Genomic DNA, 17,682 nt, shown 5'->3' with positions numbered 1-17,682 from the left:
CCTGATTGATTCAGGCGCTATTGTGATCGGCGATGCCGGGTAATGCAATGTCACTCGCCGACGCGCTGACCCTGAAGACGAATAAAACGCGCTGCCGCCATTGGTAATGGGCCACTTTTCCTTTCCGCACGAGATGAATCCGGTCAGGCGCGGCATCATGTCTTACCGCTTCCGTTGCACGCCGTAGCATCTTTCATTGCGCCGCCTTTATAAACGGACAGGCTTTGATGAGTCATATTCCGAGTTTGATGAGTCATATTCCGAGAAGGATGCGCGACGACATGTTGCAACCCCCCGAATTAGATGACCTTCAGGCTTTCAGGGCTTTCAGGGCTTTCAGGGCTTTCAGGGCTTTCAGGGCTTTCAGGGCTTTCAGGGCTTTCAGGGCTTTCAGGGCTTTCAGGGCTTTCAGGGCTTTCAGGCAGAAATTTACATTTAGAAACAGAGCAAACGCTAAGAATCGCCCTGGAATTAGAATATTAACCCCAACAAAACCCCATTTTCAGCGTTTTTTAAGCCGTTAGGCCGAGTGCGTGCCAGCAGTTGTTCAAAGCTCTTCTATACTTTTGGGTGTGTTGAATAACCCCCGGAGAGACCAATGGCCAAGATTCTGGTGCTGTACTATTCAATGTATGGACATGTTGAAACCATGGCTAACGCCGTGGCAGAGGGCGCCCGCAAGGTACCGGGTGCGCAGGTAGACGTGATGCGCATTCCTGAGACTATGGACGCTGACCGCTTTGCAGACGTTGGCGGTAAAACGCAACAGTCCGCGCCTGAAGCCACGCCTGAGATATTGCCGCAATACGACGCCATTATTGTCGGCACACCTACCCGTTTCGGTAATATGTCCGGTCAGATGCGTACGTTTTGGGACCGCACAGGCGGCCTGTGGGCATCCGGCGCGCTGTACGGCAAAATCGCCAGCGTCTTTGCCTCAACGGGTACAGGCGGCGGCCAGGAGCAAACCATTACCTCCGTCTGGACCACCCTCGCCCATCACGGCATGGTTATCGTTCCGATCGGCTACGGCACGAAAGAGATGTTTGACATTTCTCAGGTGCGGGGCGGCACGCCTTATGGCGCAACCACGCTGGCAGGAGGAGATGGCTCACGTCAGCCTACGGAAGAAGAATTGATCATCGCCCGTTTTCAGGGTGAACACGTTGCCGGACTGGCAGCAAAACTTAAGGATTAAACGCCCGGAAGGAGATCGTTATGTCGAATAGTCAGGCAAAAGCCCACCATGTTGGCGAATGGGCCAGCTTACGTCACACCTCACCTGAAATTGCCGAGGCCATTTTCGAAGTCGCCAATTATGACGAACGCCTTGCTGAAGAAATCTGGCGGCAACAGGGCAGTGACGACGTATTAATCCGTGCATTTGAAAAAACCAACCAGGATGTCCTTACCTGGGACGACAAAACGGTAGAACGAAAGAACGTTTAGCAGCATGGCGGGCTATCCCGCCATGCTTTTTTTATCGCTGACCAAGGAGCACTCTATGTCTTCCTATCAAAGCATCAACCCTGCAAACAACCAGTTAATGAAAAGCTGGCCTTCCCACGACAGCGCGGCGGTAAGTCATGCGCTGGAAACGGCCGACCGCCTCTATCATTCAGACTGGAGTAAAGGCGACATCCAGCCACGCCTCCAGGTGCTGAAAAAACTGGCTGATCTGATTGATGACAGTGCGGAAGAACTGGCTGCCATTGCCAGTAAAGAAATGGGCAAGCTAATAGGCCAAAGCCGCGGTGAAGTGCAGATCTGTTCCCAGATTGCGCGGTACTATGCCGAGCATGCGGAGCGCATTCTTAAGCCACAACCTTATGACAGTGAACTGGGCGAAGCCTGGGTTGAATATCATCCTATCGGTGTGCTGGTGGCGGTTGAGCCCTGGAACTTCCCGTATTATCAGCTAATGCGCGTGCTGGCACCCAACCTGGCGCTGGGAAACCCTGTACTGGCCAAGCATGCCAACATTGTCCCGCATTGTGCTGACGTATTCGAGAAGTTGGTCAGGGAAGCCGGCGCACCCGAAGGGGCCTGGACTAACCTGTTCATTTCTACCGATCAGGTGGCGGAACTGATTGCCGACGATCGCGTTCAGGGCGTGGCACTGACCGGCTCCGAACGTGCCGGAAGTGCTGTCGCAGAACAGGCTGGTAAGCATCTGAAAAAATCGACGCTGGAACTGGGCGGCAACGATGTCTTCGTGGTAACTGAGGACGCCGACCTGGATGAAGCCGTACGCCAGGGCGTGCAGGCGCGTCTGAGCAACTGCGGTCAGGTTTGTACGGCCGCTAAGCGCTTTATCCTGAATGAGAAAATTGCGGATACCTTTATCGATAAGTTCAGCGCGGCAATGAATGCCGCAACGTTGGGCGATCCGCTGGATGAAAAAACCACGCTCGGTCCCCTTTCCTCCGCCGACGCACGCGATCGTCTGGTAAAACAGGTTGATGAGGCAGTGGCGAAAGGTGCCCGTCTGATCACCGGCGGTAAAGCCGTGGCAGGCGTGGGCTGCTTCTATCAGCCCACGGTCCTGACCCACATCACGCGCGACAATCCTGCTTACTTTGAGGAGTTCTTTGGCCCCGTCGCGCAAATGTACGTGGTGGCTAACGACGCAGAAGCGGTGGCGCTGGCCAATGATTCGCATTATGGGCTAGGCGGTTCGGTGTGGACACAGGACATTGCGCGTGGCCGCAAGCTGGCATCGGCGATCGAAACCGGCATGGTCTTTATTAACTCGCAAAGCGATACCTCGGCTGAGCTGCCGTTTGGCGGCGTTAAACGTTCGGGCTATGGACGTGAACTGTCCGATCTGGGCATTAAAGAGTTTGCTAACCAGAAGCTGGTGGTCGTTGCAGGCCAGGCCGGTTGATTCCGGCAATAAAAAAACCCCGTCTCGACGGGGTTTTTTCTTTTCAGGTACTGTGCAGGATCAGTTGGCGGTAGCGGGTTGCTTCGCCTCACCGGTTTCAGCTTTGGTCTGCGCATTACTGCCAGGCGCATTGCTGCTGCCAGCCGGGGCCGCGCTGCTGTCGGCCTTAGCCTTCTCATCAGCCGCTTTTTGCGCGGCAGCCTTATCTGCTTTGGCCTTTTCGTCTGCGGCTTTCTGCGCAGCCGCCTTGTCAGCATTAGCCTTTTCTTCAGCCGCTTTATCCGCTTTGGCCTTCTCATCAGCCGCTTTCTGCGCGGCGGCTTTGTCGGCGGCCGCCTTATCAGCATCCGCCTTTTGCGCCGCATCGCCCGCCGTGGCCGCTTTCGCATCCTCAGGTTTCGCCGCAGTCGCAGGCTGTGCCGGCTGGGCTTCCGCAGCAGGTTGCAGCGCCGTACCCTGTAGTGCGCTGTTCAGCACCTGGGCAAACTGATCCCAGCTGCAGTATCCGTTAGCGTCTGTCGGGCAACCCGCCAGTTGAAGCGTAACGCGCTTAGGCGGCTTCTTAAGGCTCAGAACCTCTGCATCGCGCAGTTGATCGGCGGTCTGATAAACGTATTCGATTTTAAGCAGATCTTTGTTGTTTTTCGCATCGTGCCAGCGTTCAAACACCACCTGACCGCCGATTGGCGTTTTTTCGTAGGTCTCAGGTAAGTCATAAGGCTTAACCTGTAACGCACTCAGCAGTGACGCAATGTTGGAGTCATGCCCGACCATCAGCGTAACTTTAGGTGAGTCTGACTTTTCCTGATCGATCAGCTGGCTGCGAATGTAGTCCACCAGTGGCGCGGCAACATCGCGTGCAACCTCAGGCGTGGTAAACAGCGTGTCCTGATAGCCATTTTTAATAGCGGATAGTGCCTGCCACTGTTCAGGGGTTTTGATTTGTCCCCAGGCGACCTGATCCAGCGGGAAGCCTTCATAATATTGCAGCGTAAAGGCATCCATTAGCGAATTGCCCACTTTTAGTGGCCCGTTCACGCCGGGTTCTTTGCCGTTTTCAACGATAAAGGTGTTCTGGCCATTGCTCAGATCGCACTGCTTTTTGTTATTACAGGCAGGAGAGGATTTGTAGTCAACAATCTTCTCGAGCCGCTGAAAAGCGGGTTTCAGTGACAGCTTTTCGTTGGCAGCGGTCATTCCGGCCAGCGCTTTCTTGATGAATTCTTCGTTCCCGTCTGTAATAACCGGATTAAATACCGGATCCATGCTGCCCATTTCATCCTGGTGAGTCACAGCAATGTCACAGCCCGGGAAGGCACCATTTACGAAGAACTGAGCCGTTGCCACGGTACGCTGCAGGCTGTTGGCGTAGACAAAGACGCTGTTGCTGTCCGGACAAACGCCATTTTTTACCAGCCCCTGCTGAGCAAGCCACTGACGGGTATAGTTACCCATGTACACTTCCAGCACGCCGCCTTTAGTGGTCAGCTGTCCACCCGGCACATCCCACTCCGGCCAGGTTTTTTTGGTGGATTGCGCCAGCACGCTGCCGTTATCCGCAAGCGGTGCACGCAGGTTATGGCGGCTGAACATTAACACCTGCTGTAACTGCATATCGTTGTCAGCGGCCTGTGCCAGCGTTCCAATCGGTAATGCAGCAAGTACCGACAATGCGCAAAGACTCAGTTTCTTGATCATTGTGCCTATTCCATTCATTCAGTAAAAAAACACTCTGGCTATCAACCGATTAGCTCGCATCAGAGCGACGTGGCGAATAGTGTAACTCAGCTTGCCCCTGAAAAGCGCCAGGCAACAGCAAAAACAATTAATGGACTATAGCAGAGATGCCAGATGCCGTTCAAAACCGCGCAGTCCGCTGAAAAGCAGGAAGAATTTTAAACGGGCGTGAGAAGAGAAAACAAAACGAAACAGGCCAGCACACTGTGCTGGCCTGTAAAATGTGGCGGAGGAAGAGAGATTCGAACTCTCGGATGGTTTCCCATCGGCGGTTTTCAAGACCGCTGCCTTAAGCCGCTCGGCCATCCCTCCGGGTTGTAACACTACTGCAAAGGCAAGATGATATTATCCTGTTTTGCCTCTTCATGCCTGGTGGCAATGAAGTGGCGGAGGAGGAGAGATTCGAACTCTCGGATGGTTTCCCATCGGCGGTTTTCAAGACCGCTGCCTTAAGCCGCTCGGCCACCCCTCCGCAATGACGCGCACTATAAACATCCCCTCTGGAGATGTAAAGCCTGCGATAATCCGTTCGCGTGAAAAACAGCCAAATTCACGTTATTCGTTGGCTAAATCGCCATTCTGCTCAAAGAATTAACATCTTAACGCGTAAAGAAGGGTAAAACGGCTTTTCCCTCTTTATAGGGCTGCGTATTCTCAGAGCATATTTGGTGTTCTGCCTTACAGGAGCGCAACATGGACAGAATAGTTTCTTCATCATCGCGACAGTCATTACTCAGCACGCACAAAGTGCTGCGTAACACCTATTTTCTGCTGGGCCTGACGCTCGCCTTCTCAGCGGTGACCGCCACGGCAAGTACACTTCTGGCATTACCGGCACCCGGTTTAATTTTGATGCTGGTGGGCTTCTACGGTCTGATGTTTCTGACCTATCGCCTGGCTGACAGCCCAATGGGGATTTTAGCCGCCTTCGCCTTTACGGGCTTTTTGGGTTACTGCCTGGGGCCAATCTTAAGCTCTTTTCTGACGGCAGGAATGGGCGATGTGATCGCGCTGGCGTTAGGCGGTACAGCGCTGGTGTTCTTCTGCTGCTCCGCCTATGTGCTGACAACAGGTCGTGACATGTCATTCCTGGGCGGCATGATGATGGCGGGCTTCGTGGTGTTACTGGTGGCCGTTGTGGCTAACCTGTTCCTGCAGTTGCCTGCTCTTCACCTGGCGATTAGCGCCCTGTTTATCCTGTTCTCTGCTGGCGCCATTCTGTGGGAAACCAGCAACATTATTCATGGCGGCGAAACTAACTATATTCGCGCCACGGTTAGCCTGTATGTTTCCCTGTATAACATCTTTGTTAGCCTGTTAAGCATCTTAGGTTTTTCCCGCAGCAATTAATCGACGCCGCTGGCGCGATACGAACCCCGCTCAGGCGGGGTTTTTGCTTTTTCTGCGGTGCCATTTTGCTAAACTGCAGCCCGAATGATAATGAGGACGCGTTATGAACTATAAGGGTGACGAAATAGCTGTGGATGCCGAAGGCTATTTGAAAAACCACCAGGACTGGAGCGAGGAGCTGGCACAGCAGATTGCTGACAACGAGGCCATCGTAATGACGGAAGCCCACTGGGAAGTCGTGCGCTTTGTCCGTGACTTTTACCTGGAATTTAATACTTCTCCCGCCGTACGTATGCTGGTGAAGGCAATGGCGAAAAAGTATGGCGAAGAGAAAGGAAACAGCCGCTACCTGTTTCGGCTGTTTCCTGAAGGGCCCGCCAAACAGGCGACAAAAATTGCTGGCCTGCCCAAGCCTGCCAAATGCCTTTAATTAACCGGTGGTAAAGCTGCGGGGGAAGTCGCCGGGCTGATGCGGCTCCAGCAGCACCTTTTCCACATGGGCCGTGCGCGGCCCACCGGCTTTTAACCATGCGATTAACGCCTCGACCTGCTCTGCCTCACCGCAGGCGAGCACCTCAACCCGGCCATCATCAAGATTACGCGCATAACCCTGCACACCGAGCGCGTTGGCTTTCGCCTGTGTGCTGTAGCGAAAACCCACGCCCTGCACGGTGCCCTGCACCCAGGCTTTGTAACACATGCTCGCCATGGTTCTCTCCCGCTGTTCGTTGCAATTTGCCGTTATCCACTGGACAATAGCGCCTCATTTTTTCAGGTAAGCATAGCAAACTATGACAGTTCGATTGATTCTCGCCAAGGGACGTGAAAAGTCCCTGCTCCGTCGTCATCCCTGGGTTTTCTCTGGGGCCGTCGCCCGCCTTGAAGGGAAAGCCCAACAAGGGGAAACCATTGATGTTTGTGACAGCAACGGTAAATGGCTGGCGCGTGCCGCTTATTCACCTCAGTCACAAATTCGCGCTCGCGTCTGGAGCTGGCAGCAGGACGAATCTGTCGATATCGCTTTTTTTGTCCGCCGTTTTCAGCAGGCACAAATCTGGCGCGACTGGCTGGCTGCACGCGACGGCCTGGACAGCTATCGTCTGATTGCCGGGGAGTCCGACGGCCTGCCAGGCGTGACTATCGATCGCTTTGGTCAGTTTCTGGTGCTGCAACTGCTATCTGCCGGCGCGGAGTATCAGCGGCCCGCCATTATCTCCGCCTTGCAGCAGTGTTTTCCAGATTGCGCTATCTACGATCGCTCAGATGTCGCAGTACGTAAAAAAGAAGGTCTGGAACTGACCCAGGGAACCGTAACCGGTGAACAGCCTCCCGCGCTATTGCCGATCACAGAGCACGATATGAAGCTGCTGGTAGATATCCAGGGCGGACATAAAACGGGCTACTACCTTGATCAGCGAGACAGCCGCTATGCCACACGCCGCTATGCCAAAGACGCGCGCGTGCTGAACTGCTTCTCTTATACCGGAGGCTTTGCCGTTTCGGCATTGATCGGCGGCTGTAAAGAAGTGATTAGCGTTGATACGTCGCAGGATGCCCTGGATGTGGCACGTCAAAACGTCGAACTGAACGGTTTAGATCTGTCCCGTGCCCGGTTCCAGCGCGATGACGTCTTTAAGCTACTCCGCCGCTACCGCGATGAGGGTGAGAAATTCGATCTGATCATAATGGATCCGCCCAAATTTGTTGAGAACAAAAGCCAGCTGATGGGCGCCTGCCGTGGCTATAAAGACATTAACATGCTGGCCATTCAGTTGCTGAATCCAGGCGGGATGTTACTGACCTTCTCCTGTTCAGGCTTGATGGCAACAGACCTGTTCCAGAAAATTATTGCGGATGCCGCGCTGGATGCAGGCCGTGACGTCCAGTTCGTTGAGCAATTCCGCCAGGCTGCCGATCATCCTGTGATCGCCACCTACCCCGAAGGTCTTTACCTGAAAGGTTTTGCCTGTCGCGTCATGTAACTTGAAAAAACTGTCTTTGCCCCCATCTCTTATGCAGGACAGTTTTTTCGGAGGTCATCATGATTGCCAGTAAATTTGGTATTGGTCAGCAGGTTCGTCATCGGTTATCCGGCGTGCTGGGTGTGATTGTCGATGTCGATCCTGAATATGCGTTAGATGAGCCACAGCTGGACGAGATCGGGGCAACTGACACGTTGCGCAGCGCGCCCTGGTATCACGTGGTCATGGAAGATGAAGAAGGCAGTCAGGTCCATACCTACGTCGCCGAAATTCAACTTGCCGGTGAAATCAGCCCTGAACATCCAGAGCAACCCTCTATGGATGAACTGGCCGCATCGGTACGTCAGCAGCTCCAGGCACCGCATTTGCGTCACTAACAGTGGGCGGCAATCTGTTTGCCGCCGCTATTGTTATTGCCCCATTCCCAGTCGCGGGATTTCAATTTTCGGGCAGCGATCCATCACGACCGTCATGCCCGCATCCTGCGCCAGCACGGCAGCCTGCTCATTAATCACGCCCAACTGTAACCAGAGCGTATCCGCACAGACCGCAATGGCTTCCTGCGCGACGCCCCATGCCGCTTCCGAATTGCGGAACACATCGACCATGTCAATTTTTCCGGGGACTTCTGCCAGCGAACCATACGCGGTTTGTCCCAGCAGAGTCTGACCTGCAAGCTTAGGACTGACCGGAATCACTTCATAACCCTGATCGAGCAAATACTTCATTACCCCATAGCTGGGGCGTTCGGGGCGATCGCTGGCGCCTACCAACGCAATACGTTTTGTGCGGGTCAATACGTCGCGAATAGTCTGATCATTCATGGGCTTCTCCTTTCTGTCTGCTCTTCATTGTAGTTGAGCCTTTACACACTCGCGGGGCGTTGCAAATACATATTGTGCCGCTTCGCTGGAATAAATATGTATAATTGTAAACTTAATGCCATAATGTAAGAATTTGCTACATCCATTCATTTTTAACCGGAGTCGAAATGAAGCTGTCAATGGCTGTAACGGGGTTCATTGCTCTCCTCGTTTCGGCATCCTGCTCTGCTATTACCCTAAAGCTTGATCCTCAAATCACGTTGCTGGTTTTGGACGGTCGCAAGATCTCCGGCTCACTGCTGAAAGGGGCTGACAGTTTAGAGCTGGATCGGGGTCAACATCAGTTCCTGTTTCGGGTGGAACAACCGCCTGGTGACAGCAAAACTCCTTCTCAGTACTATCAGTCTGTGCCGATGATCGTGACATTCACCGCCGAAGCCAGGAGCATCGCTATCCGCCTGCCTCCGCTCAGCAATTCACGAGAAAGACATAACTTTGACCGTTCACTGGCGTTCAGGCTGGTTGATGAAAAGGGTAAAGAGGTCTTTAGCGTGCGCGATCGCCTGCCGGTTACGGCTGGTGCGGATGTTGAAAAAGCGATGGTCAGTTACAATCGTATGGGCTTAGCGGCTTCGGTGCCTCAGTTCGCCAATCTCACCACCCCTTCCCCATCAGCACAACTTACTGCCGATCTTGCCTGGTCGGTTGAAACTACTACGCCGTCAATTCAGCACTGGTTTCAGCGTTTCGATGAGGCCACTCGTCAACAGTTCATCAATCTGGTCAAAATGCTGCGGGCAAGTTGATAGTGTGAAATGGCGCAGGGTAAACTGCTGCAACGGGCGTTTTTGCTCCTTTGCATCAGGATGCTGTTATGGAATACACCTTACGTACGCTTGGAAAACAAAAACATATCGCGCTGGTCGCTCATGACCACTGCAAAGACTCTCTGCTGGATTGGGTGACGCGTAATCAACCCGCGCTGGAATGTCATATTCTTTATGCGACAGGCACGACAGGCAATCTCATCAATCGTCACACCGGCCTGAACGTAAATGCAATGCTGAGTGGCCCAATGGGCGGAGACCAACAGGTTGGTGCATTTATTGCCGAAGGCAAAATTGATGCGCTAATCTTTTTTTGGGATCCGCTAAATGCGGTTCCTCATGATCCTGACGTCAAAGCGCTGCTTCGTCTGGCGACGGTCTGGAATATCCCGGTCGCCACCAACCGGGCGACCGCCGATTTTATCATTCAGTCGCCGCTGTTTGATCAGCCTGTCGATGTCCGTATTCCGGATTATGCACGTTATCTTGCCGATCGCCTGAAATAACTCAGGCTTTACGCAGCACCGGCACGTCCAGCTCGCGGAAGGTCTCGACAAAGACCGAAGGTTGCTGCTTATCAAACAGCAACCAGACCTGCTGGCGCGCGCGAGTTAACGCAACATAGGCCAGTCGCCGCTCTTCCGCATCCGGAAACGCTTCGGGCTGAGGCAGCAAGCCTTCCTCAATGATGGACTCGCGCTGCGCCGCCGGAAAGCCTTCTTTACCTTGCTGAAGCCCCAGCAGAATGACGTAATCTGCCTGCTGGCCCTTACTGGCATGAATGGTCAGAAAATCGATGTTTAATTTTGGCCAGCGGGTTTTGGCTTTATCCAGCACGTCAGGACGCAAATAGTGGTAACGTGCCAGTATCAGCACCCGCTCGTGGGGTTTTGCGTAGCCACTCAGCTTATTCAGCAACGGCTCCAACTGATCCTGCGGTAACAGGGCAATGGATTTTTTATTGCCCTTAACCAGGCTGTTTAAGGGTTTGCGCAGCTGATGCGGATTCTGCTGGATGAAGCGATTTGCGACTTCACCAATCCGATCGTTAAAGCGATAGGTCGTGTCCAGCACGCAGCGATCGCCCTCACCAAAATAGTGATGAAATGCCGTTGTGAGGCTCATTTCAGCCCCGCTGAAGCGGTAGATCGCCTGCCAGTCATCGCCAACAGCAAACAGCGTAGTGCGCTTGTTTTGCTGGCGCAGGGCGCTGAGCAAGGCTGCACGCTGGGGCGAAATATCCTGAAATTCATCGACCAGAATATGCTTCCATGGGCTGATAAAACGCCCCTTTTCCAGGATCGCTACGGCCTGATGAATCAGCCCTGAAAAATCGACGGCGCCCTCTTCCTTGAGTGCGCTTTTCCAGGCCTTCAGCAGCGGTGCCATCAGCTTGATGCGTTTACTGAACAGCTCACGTAGCGCCTCAGGAACGCCGTCGATCATGGCGGCCTGTGCACCACCGTGCATGCGCATCAGGCTTAACCAGCGTTCAAGCCGCGGTGCCAGACGCTCAGCCAGGCGATCGTCCTGCCAGAAAGGCCCCTCGCCGACCTCCCACGCCAGTTCATCACGCAGCCATTGCCGCCAGCCATTCGCCTGGGCTTTCTTTTCATGGCATTGCTGACGCCAGTTGTCGATCAATAATGCCCGGCGCGCGGCGGCGTCGCTTTCCAGTTTACTGATGACAGGCTGTTTATTACTGCCTTCGCGGATAATGTGCAGGGCCAGAGAATGAAAAGTACGTGCCTGCATATCCGTTGCCTGTAGCCTGCTCTGGATACGGTCGTTCATCTCTTCAGCAGCATGACGGCCAAAGGCTAACAGCAGAATCTGATCGGCGCTGGCGAGTCGGCGTTGTAATAACCAGCCCGCCCGGGCAACCAGCACAGAGGTTTTGCCACTGCCCGCGCCCGCCAGTACCAGCACCGCATCCTCACCGTTTACCACGGCTTCAGCCTGAGATCCGTTAAGCGGCGTGGACTCAACCGTGGCGAAGAAATCCTGATAACGCGTGAGCATCGCAGCCGTCCAGTCGCGGTTACGCTGACGGATTGCGGCATCGCCCTGTTGCAGCCAGTGTTGGCAAAATGCCCAATTTTCCCGACAGGACTCAAAATCGTTGATGCGTGACAGCGGGAGTGGCAAGGCATCAAACTGCTTGAGAATTTGATCGTTAATCGCCTGCAGCTCACTGCGTTTTAACCAGCGGTCCTGCTCACTGAACCCGTCAATTTCAGCACGAAGGCCCTGCAGAACCGAGGCACACACGTCACTCATCTCATGGCTCCAGTCCTGCCATGCCTGCATCAGATAATGATAGAAACGTTGTGTCTCCTGCCATTCAGTGCCATGCAAACGCACAACCTTATTGTCCGCCAGCAGAAACTCGAGCTCTCCCCAGACCATGCCACGCTTACAGGTAATGTCCGACAACTGGTTAAAGGGAATTAGATATTCGTGTTTATCACCACTGACTTCAACACCAGCGGTCAACAGGCGAACACGATTGTAAGGATGCTGGGCAAGCCGTTTGCCCATGGATGTTGCTTTAAGTTCCACGCCGACACCAACGACCGAGATAAAGAGTAATCGGAGTTTACCTGTCAGACTCTTGACGCTCCAGCCTTAAAACACGCTAAACTGCGACATATCTTGCGGAGTGCAAAAGGAAAAGCGGTTATGCGCACTGTTTTAAATATTCTTAATTTTGTATTGGGTGGCTTCTTCACCACGCTCAGTTGGCTGTTCGCGACACTGATCAGCATTGTGCTGATCTTTACCCTGCCGTTGACGCGTTCATGCTGGGAAATCACCAAACTCTCGTTTCTTCCGTTCGGCAATGAGGCGGTGCACGTGGATGTGCTGCGTCCCGACAGCAAAAGTCACATCATGAACACCGGCGGCACCTTCCTGAATATTTTCTGGCTGATTTTCTTCGGCTGGTGGCTCTGCCTGTCCCACATCTCTGTCGGTATTGTGCAGTGTGTCAGCATCATTGGTATTCCGGTGGGAATCGCGAATTTCAAGATTGCGGCTATTGCACTGTGGCCGGTCGGCCGTCGGGTTGTCTCTGTGGAAGAGGCGCGTGCCGCGCGTGATGCCAATGCCCGCCGCCGCTATTAGTATTCTGTCCGGATGGCGTAAGTATCTTTTTAACAGCACCTGGCGTTACCTGCTGCGGATTCTGTTCGCCTTAACCGGCTGTGCAGCAGTGCCCTGGGTGCTGCAGCAGATTGAATGGACCATTCCCCTCACGCTTGGGGTGGTCGCCGCCGCGCTGGCCGATCTGGATGATCGACTGGCGGGACGTTTAAAAAATCTGCTGATTACCCTGTTGTGTTTTTGCGTTGCGTCGGTTTCAGTGGAACTGCTCTTTCCCCATCCGCTGGCCTTTATTATCGGTTTAGCGATCTCCACCTGGGGTTTTATTTTGCTGGGCGCCCTCGGGCAGCGCTATGCGACCATTGCTTTCGGCGCCTTGCTGATTGCCGTTTACACCATGTTGGGCATCGGACTGTTTTCCCAGTGGTATCTGCAGCCCATCCTGCTGCTGGTCGGCGCGCTCTGGTATAACCTGCTGACGCTGTTGGGCCACGTCATGTTTCCCGTTCGCCCGGTTCAGGAGCAGCTGGCAGCCAGTTTCTCGCAGTTAGCGCAATACCTGGACGCCAAAGCTAACCTGTTTGATCCGGACGCCGATGCGCAGGATGATGCCACGTTTGTTGAGGCGGCAATGGTGAACAGCCAGCTGGTCGCCCAGCTTAATCTGACCAAAACCACACTGCAAAGCCGCTTACGCGGCGACAGGGGCTCACGTGGTACCCGACGCAGTCTGCACTACTATTTTGTTGCTCAGGATATCCACGAACGCGCCAGCTCTTCTCATCTCCAGTATCATTTACTGCGCGGCAACTGGCGCTATAACGAAATTCTGTTCCGCTTTCAGCGCCTGCTGAATATGCAGGCTCAGGCCTGTCGGCAACTGGCCCGGTCTGTTTTACTGCGCGAACGCTGGGAACATGACAGTCGTTTTGAGCGTGTTTTTGAACGCTTACATAATGCGATTCAACGCCTTGAAGATAGCCATCCGGATGCCACGCATACCCGGGCCCTGTTTTGGTTATTACGTAATCTGCAGGCGATTGATGCGCAACTGGCTTCTCTCGAATCTGAGCAGGCACTGGCCGACGATCCGCAGCACAGCGACAACATGCTGTCACGTGAAGAGATCAGCGGCTGGAGCGACATCAAGCTGCGCTTCAGCCGCCACCTGACGCCCTCTTCGGCCCTGTTCCGTCATGCTGTCAGAATGTCAGTGGTAATGTGCACCGGGTACGGATTCATTCAGGTTACCGGTCTGGAACGAGGCTACTGGATTCTGTTAACCAGCTTGTTCGTTTGCCAGCCCAACTACAGCGCGACCCAGCGCAGGCTGGCACTGCGCATCGGCGGCACGCTGGCTGGCATTGCCATTGGGTTGCCTCTACTGTGGCTGGTGCCCTCAGTAGAAGGCCAGCTGTTTCTGATTGTCGTGACGGGCGTACTCTTCTTTGCTTTCCGCCAGGTGCAATACGCGCATGCCACCTTGTTTATCACCCTGCTGGTTCTGCTCTGTTTTAATCTGCTGGGTGAGGGATTTGAGGTCGCGCTGCCGCGGGTAGTGGACACCTTACTGGGCTGTGCGCTGGCCTGGCTCGCCGTGAGCTTTATCTGGCCTGACTGGCGTTTTCGTCAGCTTCCGGCCGTTGCCACTCGCACGCTTAATGCCAACTGCCGTTATCTTGATGCGATCATGGAGCAGTACCATCAGGGCAAAGACAATCGTCTTGCTTATCGTATTGCGCGACGTGACGCCCACAACGCCGATGCTGAGCTGGCATCGGTGGTATCAAATATGAGCAGCGAACCCCGTACCAGCACTAAGCTCAGGGAGTCGGCATTTCAGTTACTCTGCCTGAATCACTCCTTCCTGAGCTATATCTCCGCTCTGGGCGCTCATCGCGACAAAGTGACCCAACCAGCCCTGCTGGCCCTGCTAGACGATACAGTATGTTATGTTGAAGATGTGCTGCAGACGGATGTCGTCAGCGACAGCCGGGCAGAGAAAATGCGTATTGAGCTGGTGCAGCGCATCGCGCAACTGACCGCCGAGCCCGATCCGCGTGCGCCGCTGGTTTTGCAACAGTTGGGCTTGCTGGTTGCCCTGATGCCCGACATTGCGCGCCTGCGACGCTCGCTGGACAGGCGCTAACGGCCTTTTTCTTTACATTCCGGCGTACTGAGTGCGGCCTGATACCATTCGCCTAACTCGGTTTTAATGGTTTGTGGCAGCGCCGCATGATGATGGCCGGAAATCGCCCCTTCAAGCGCTAATAAGGTTTTAAGGCCGAGGTGTTGATTATTGCGCCGCAGCCTTAACCAGCACTGCCTGGCCCCCGTTTCACGCAGATGTTTGACGGTACAAATACCTATCTCATGCAGCATCATTTCCAGTCGCAGGCTGACGTTTGGTAAGTCTTTTAACCGCACCTTACCCAGCCGCTCATTGTGCTCACGTTGGGCGGTCTGCAGAGACGCAGCAGAAAGGCGAACCAGATGCTCCGGATGCGCCCACAGGCGATCGTCTACCTTAAAATAGTTGAGGCTTACCGCAATACCCCGCTTATGGAATGTCAAGGGTTCCAGCGGCTGCTTTGCCCCATATTCCCGTAATGCTTCACTGGCACGTAAGTAGAGTTCGTCTTCTTTTACCAGCGCAAAAACCACGCGCTCAACAGCCAGTGCGTAGCCACCGAACTGGGTACGGGATTCAATTTTGCCCAGCGGTGCCAACTGCTGTATTGAGCGTAAAATTATCCGCTTCTGTTTCTTCATTTCATCACCTCCTTGTAACAAAAGCCTGCTAAAAATCTTACTATTCAGGAAGTTAGAAGATAATTAAATTCAGTTAGAGGTTCAATGAATAAATCCGTTTAAAGACAAGCTGATGCAAATTTTGCGAGGCGTTTTCAGAAATTCAGGTTGATCTTTATCCAGGATGCCATTACTGTACATCCATACAGTCAACTGCTGAGTGATTAATTTATGCGCACCCAACATACCAGTAATGTATGCTCTGCTCACCGTTACGCTTCGTCCTCTGTTCCGGCTACTCATAAAGGCTGGATTACTGAATTACGCTATAGCGAACAACCCGGAATGATGCAGATGCTGCTGTTACCACTGCTTCAGCAATTAAGCCAGCAGTCTCGCTGGCAGCTGTGGTTAACCCCCGCGCACAAGTTGAGCCGGGTCTGGATGCAGGAAGCCGGTTTGCCACTTGAGAAAAGTATGCATATCGCCGATGCTGAACGTTACAATGCCGTTGAAGCGATGATCAAAGCGCTGCGCACAGGAAATTACAGCGTGGTTTTGGCCTGGATTCCTTATGAATTAGACGTGGACGAACGTCGTGAACTTGAACGTGCAGCAGCGGAAGGAAAGGCGTTGGGACTGATTTTACGCTCGGGTGAAACCCTCAAAACGGCAGTAAGACCAGAAAACTCGCTAAAAATTCAGTCTGATTTGTTTCATTAAGTAAAAAATGAGATTTATCTCAAGCAGTTTTTTATCTCGCTCAAGGCTAAGGCACTGATTCTGCTCCCCCCAGCAATGACAACGGCTTAGCCCCCATTTTGTGGGGTAAGCGCCTCACAGAAGTTCAGGGTAAATTGTTAGAATTTATGTATAAAACACTGTTTTTTTACATAAGTGCCTCACATCACACTTGTAAGTTTCCAATCTCGTTGTAGACTTTATCTCGCCAGGGTGCTCAATAACCTCCGTTTTTTGCGGTAGAGTCATAAGCGAGCGTTTTGACCCGGCGAAGGATTAAACCAAGAGCAACCTTTATGCTCATTGCCTATTTGGATGATAACGAGGCGCAAAATGAAAAAGACAGCTATCGCAATTGCAGTGGCACTGGCTGGCTTCGCTACCGTAGCGCAGGCCGCCCCAAAAGATAACACCTGGTACACCGGTGCTAAACTGGGCTGGTCTCAGTATCACGACACTGGCTACTACGGTCACGGTTACCAAAACAACGACGGTCCAACTCATGAAAGCCAACTGGGCGCAGGCGCGTTCGCTGGTTACCAGGCTAACCCATACCTGGGTTTCGAACTGGGCTATGACTGGTTAGGCCGTATGCCTAATAAAGGCAACCAGGTAAATGGCGCATTCAAAGCACAGGGCATCCAGCTGGCTGCTAAACTGAGCTACCCAATCGCAGACGATCTGGACATCTATACCCGCCTGGGTGGCATGGTATGGCGTGCAGACTCTACTCAGCAGAACCTGGCTACTGGCACTCGCATCAGCGACCACGACACCGGTGTTTCTCCACTGGCAGCCGTTGGTGTTGAATATGCTCTGACCAAAAACTGGGCAACCCGTCTGGATTACCAGTGGGTTAACAACATCGGTGATGCACAGACCGTTGGTGCTCGTCCAGACAACGGCATGCTGAGCCTGGGTGTTTCTTACCGCTTCGGTCAGGATGATGTTGCTGCGCCAGCTCCGGCTCCAGCACCAGCTCCAGCGCCAGTGGTACAGACTAAGCGTTTCACTCTGAAATCAGACGTTCTGTTCACCTTCAACAAATCAACCCTGAAGCCAGAAGGTCAGCAGGCTCTGGATCAGCTGTACAGCCAGCTGAGCTCCATGGATCCTAAAGACGGTTCAGTCGTTGTTCTGGGCTTCACCGATCGCATCGGTTCAGAGCAGTACAACCAGAAACTGTCTGAGAAACGTGCTCAGTCAGTAGTGGATTACCTGGTATCTAAAGGGATCCCTGCTAACAAGATCTCTGCTCGCGGCATGGGTGAATCTAACCCAGTAACTGGCAACACCTGTGACAGCGTGAAAGGTCGTAAGGCCCTGATCGACTGCCTGGCGCCAGACCGTCGTGTAGAAATCGACGTTAAAGGCATCAAAGACGTGGTAACTCAGCCACAGGCTTAAGTTATCCGTTATGAAAAAACCCCGCTTATGCGGGGTTTTTTTTGGCCTGAATTTATCAATGCTGCTCATCC

The 17,682-nt window shown here is 53.4% G+C and carries 19 protein-coding genes and 2 tRNA genes; 14 read left to right on the top strand and 7 right to left on the bottom strand.

What is annotated here, in order from left to right:
- Nucleotides 1–303: 303 nt before the first annotated feature.
- The 4 genes from ACPXSQ_RS03060 to ACPXSQ_RS03045 all read left to right on the top strand — a co-directional run bounded on the left by ACPXSQ_RS03060 (nt 304) and on the right by ACPXSQ_RS03045 (nt 2,887).
- Nucleotides 304–483 carry a hypothetical protein gene (locus ACPXSQ_RS03060; protein WP_426142722.1) on the top strand — a complete coding sequence of 60 codons (180 nt, stop codon included), beginning with the start codon at nt 304–306 and terminating at the stop codon, nt 481–483.
- Nucleotides 484–598: 115 nt separating this feature from the next.
- The gene (gene wrbA / locus ACPXSQ_RS03055; RefSeq protein WP_013025294.1) at nt 599–1,198 is read left to right on the top strand and encodes an NAD(P)H:quinone oxidoreductase; all 600 of its coding nucleotides are present in this window, start codon (nt 599–601) and stop codon (nt 1,196–1,198) included.
- A 20-nt stretch (nt 1,199–1,218) separates the two neighbouring features.
- Entirely contained in the window at nt 1,219–1,449 is a 231-nt protein-coding gene (locus ACPXSQ_RS03050) for a YccJ family protein (protein WP_013025293.1), read from the top strand.
- 55 nt (nt 1,450–1,504) lie between these two features.
- Nucleotides 1,505–2,887, top strand: a complete 1,383-nt coding sequence (locus ACPXSQ_RS03045) for an NAD-dependent succinate-semialdehyde dehydrogenase (RefSeq protein ID WP_029569852.1) — start codon at nt 1,505–1,507, stop codon at nt 2,885–2,887.
- 60 nt (nt 2,888–2,947) lie between these two features.
- Here ACPXSQ_RS03045 and agp read toward each other — a convergent pair whose 3' ends face one another.
- The 3 genes from agp to ACPXSQ_RS03030 form a co-directional block, all read right to left on the bottom strand.
- On the bottom strand, nt 2,948–4,585 hold the full coding sequence (gene agp, locus ACPXSQ_RS03040) for a bifunctional glucose-1-phosphatase/inositol phosphatase (protein ID WP_019106206.1): 1,638 nt from the start codon (nt 4,583–4,585) through the stop codon (nt 2,948–2,950).
- Nucleotides 4,586–4,848: 263 nt separating this feature from the next.
- Nucleotides 4,849–4,936, bottom strand: a tRNA-Ser gene (locus ACPXSQ_RS03035).
- 72 nt (nt 4,937–5,008) lie between these two features.
- A tRNA-Ser gene (locus ACPXSQ_RS03030) sits at nt 5,009–5,096 on the bottom strand.
- 221 nt (nt 5,097–5,317) lie between these two features.
- Here ACPXSQ_RS03030 and yccA point away from each other — a divergent pair.
- Nucleotides 5,318–5,974 (top strand): FtsH protease modulator YccA, encoded by a 657-nt coding sequence (gene yccA / locus ACPXSQ_RS03025; protein WP_014606165.1) that lies wholly within the window; start codon nt 5,318–5,320, stop codon nt 5,972–5,974.
- A 103-nt stretch (nt 5,975–6,077) separates the two neighbouring features.
- The gene (tusE, locus tag ACPXSQ_RS03020) at nt 6,078–6,404 is read left to right on the top strand and encodes a sulfurtransferase TusE (RefSeq protein WP_013025289.1); all 327 of its coding nucleotides are present in this window, start codon (nt 6,078–6,080) and stop codon (nt 6,402–6,404) included.
- Here tusE and yccX read toward each other — a convergent pair whose 3' ends face one another.
- Nucleotides 6,405–6,683: an acylphosphatase gene (gene yccX, locus ACPXSQ_RS03015; protein ID WP_013025288.1), complete on the bottom strand. Its 279-nt coding sequence runs from the start codon at nt 6,681–6,683 to the stop codon at nt 6,405–6,407. It lies immediately after the preceding gene.
- An 82-nt stretch (nt 6,684–6,765) separates the two neighbouring features.
- Between yccX and rlmI the strand changes: the two genes are divergently transcribed.
- Together rlmI and hspQ are read left to right on the top strand one after the other, a co-directional pair.
- On the top strand, nt 6,766–7,956 hold the full coding sequence (gene rlmI / locus ACPXSQ_RS03010; protein WP_013025287.1) for a 23S rRNA (cytosine(1962)-C(5))-methyltransferase RlmI: 1,191 nt from the start codon (nt 6,766–6,768) through the stop codon (nt 7,954–7,956).
- Nucleotides 7,957–8,015: 59 nt separating this feature from the next.
- The gene (hspQ, locus tag ACPXSQ_RS03005) at nt 8,016–8,333 is read left to right on the top strand and encodes a heat shock protein HspQ (RefSeq protein WP_029569851.1); all 318 of its coding nucleotides are present in this window, start codon (nt 8,016–8,018) and stop codon (nt 8,331–8,333) included.
- A 33-nt stretch (nt 8,334–8,366) separates the two neighbouring features.
- Here the strand turns inward: hspQ and ACPXSQ_RS03000 are convergent, their stop codons facing one another.
- Complete coding sequence (locus ACPXSQ_RS03000) at nt 8,367–8,780, bottom strand: CoA-binding protein (protein ID WP_015700634.1); 414 nt, start codon at nt 8,778–8,780, stop codon at nt 8,367–8,369.
- Between the two features lie 167 nt (nt 8,781–8,947).
- Here ACPXSQ_RS03000 and ACPXSQ_RS02995 point away from each other — a divergent pair, with 167 nt between their 5' ends.
- Together ACPXSQ_RS02995 and mgsA are read left to right on the top strand one after the other, a co-directional pair.
- Nucleotides 8,948–9,586, top strand: coding sequence for a YccT family protein (locus tag ACPXSQ_RS02995; RefSeq protein WP_014593357.1), 639 nt, complete (start codon nt 8,948–8,950; stop codon nt 9,584–9,586).
- A 68-nt stretch (nt 9,587–9,654) separates the two neighbouring features.
- Nucleotides 9,655–10,113 (top strand): methylglyoxal synthase, encoded by a 459-nt coding sequence (gene mgsA / locus ACPXSQ_RS02990; RefSeq protein WP_105082339.1) that lies wholly within the window; start codon nt 9,655–9,657, stop codon nt 10,111–10,113.
- A gap of 1 nt (nt 10,114) precedes the next feature.
- Here the strand turns inward: mgsA and helD are convergent, their stop codons facing one another.
- Nucleotides 10,115–12,169: a DNA helicase IV gene (helD, locus tag ACPXSQ_RS02985; RefSeq protein ID WP_072136611.1), complete on the bottom strand. Its 2,055-nt coding sequence runs from the start codon at nt 12,167–12,169 to the stop codon at nt 10,115–10,117.
- Nucleotides 12,170–12,289: 120 nt separating this feature from the next.
- Between helD and ACPXSQ_RS02980 the strand changes: the two genes are divergently transcribed.
- The gene (locus ACPXSQ_RS02980) at nt 12,290–12,733 is read left to right on the top strand and encodes a YccF domain-containing protein (protein WP_014606171.1); all 444 of its coding nucleotides are present in this window, start codon (nt 12,290–12,292) and stop codon (nt 12,731–12,733) included.
- A complete protein-coding gene (gene yccS, locus ACPXSQ_RS02975) occupies nt 12,714–14,861 on the top strand; it encodes a YccS family putative transporter (RefSeq protein WP_015700635.1) in 2,148 nt (715 codons plus the stop codon). The genes ACPXSQ_RS02980 and yccS overlap by 20 nt, the downstream gene beginning before the upstream one ends.
- Here the strand turns inward: yccS and ACPXSQ_RS02970 are convergent.
- Nucleotides 14,858–15,484 carry a TfoX/Sxy family DNA transformation protein gene (locus ACPXSQ_RS02970; RefSeq protein WP_014593353.1) on the bottom strand — a complete coding sequence of 209 codons (627 nt, stop codon included), beginning with the start codon at nt 15,482–15,484 and terminating at the stop codon, nt 14,858–14,860. The two genes, yccS and ACPXSQ_RS02970, sit on opposite strands and share 4 nt — an antisense overlap.
- Before the next feature lie 210 nt (nt 15,485–15,694).
- Between ACPXSQ_RS02970 and sulA the strand changes: the two genes are divergently transcribed.
- Nucleotides 15,695–16,186, top strand: coding sequence for an SOS-induced cell division inhibitor SulA (sulA, locus tag ACPXSQ_RS02965; protein WP_013025278.1), 492 nt, complete (start codon nt 15,695–15,697; stop codon nt 16,184–16,186).
- Nucleotides 16,187–16,537: 351 nt separating this feature from the next.
- The gene (ompA, locus tag ACPXSQ_RS02960) at nt 16,538–17,611 is read left to right on the top strand and encodes a porin OmpA (RefSeq protein WP_015700636.1); all 1,074 of its coding nucleotides are present in this window, start codon (nt 16,538–16,540) and stop codon (nt 17,609–17,611) included.
- Nucleotides 17,612–17,682: the final 71 nt, after the last annotated feature.

The organism is Pantoea sp. EEL5, from assembly GCF_049892805.1.
Lineage (GTDB): Bacteria > Pseudomonadota > Gammaproteobacteria > Enterobacterales > Enterobacteriaceae > Pantoea > Pantoea ananatis.
This window is presented reverse-complemented; position numbering and strand designations above follow the sequence as displayed.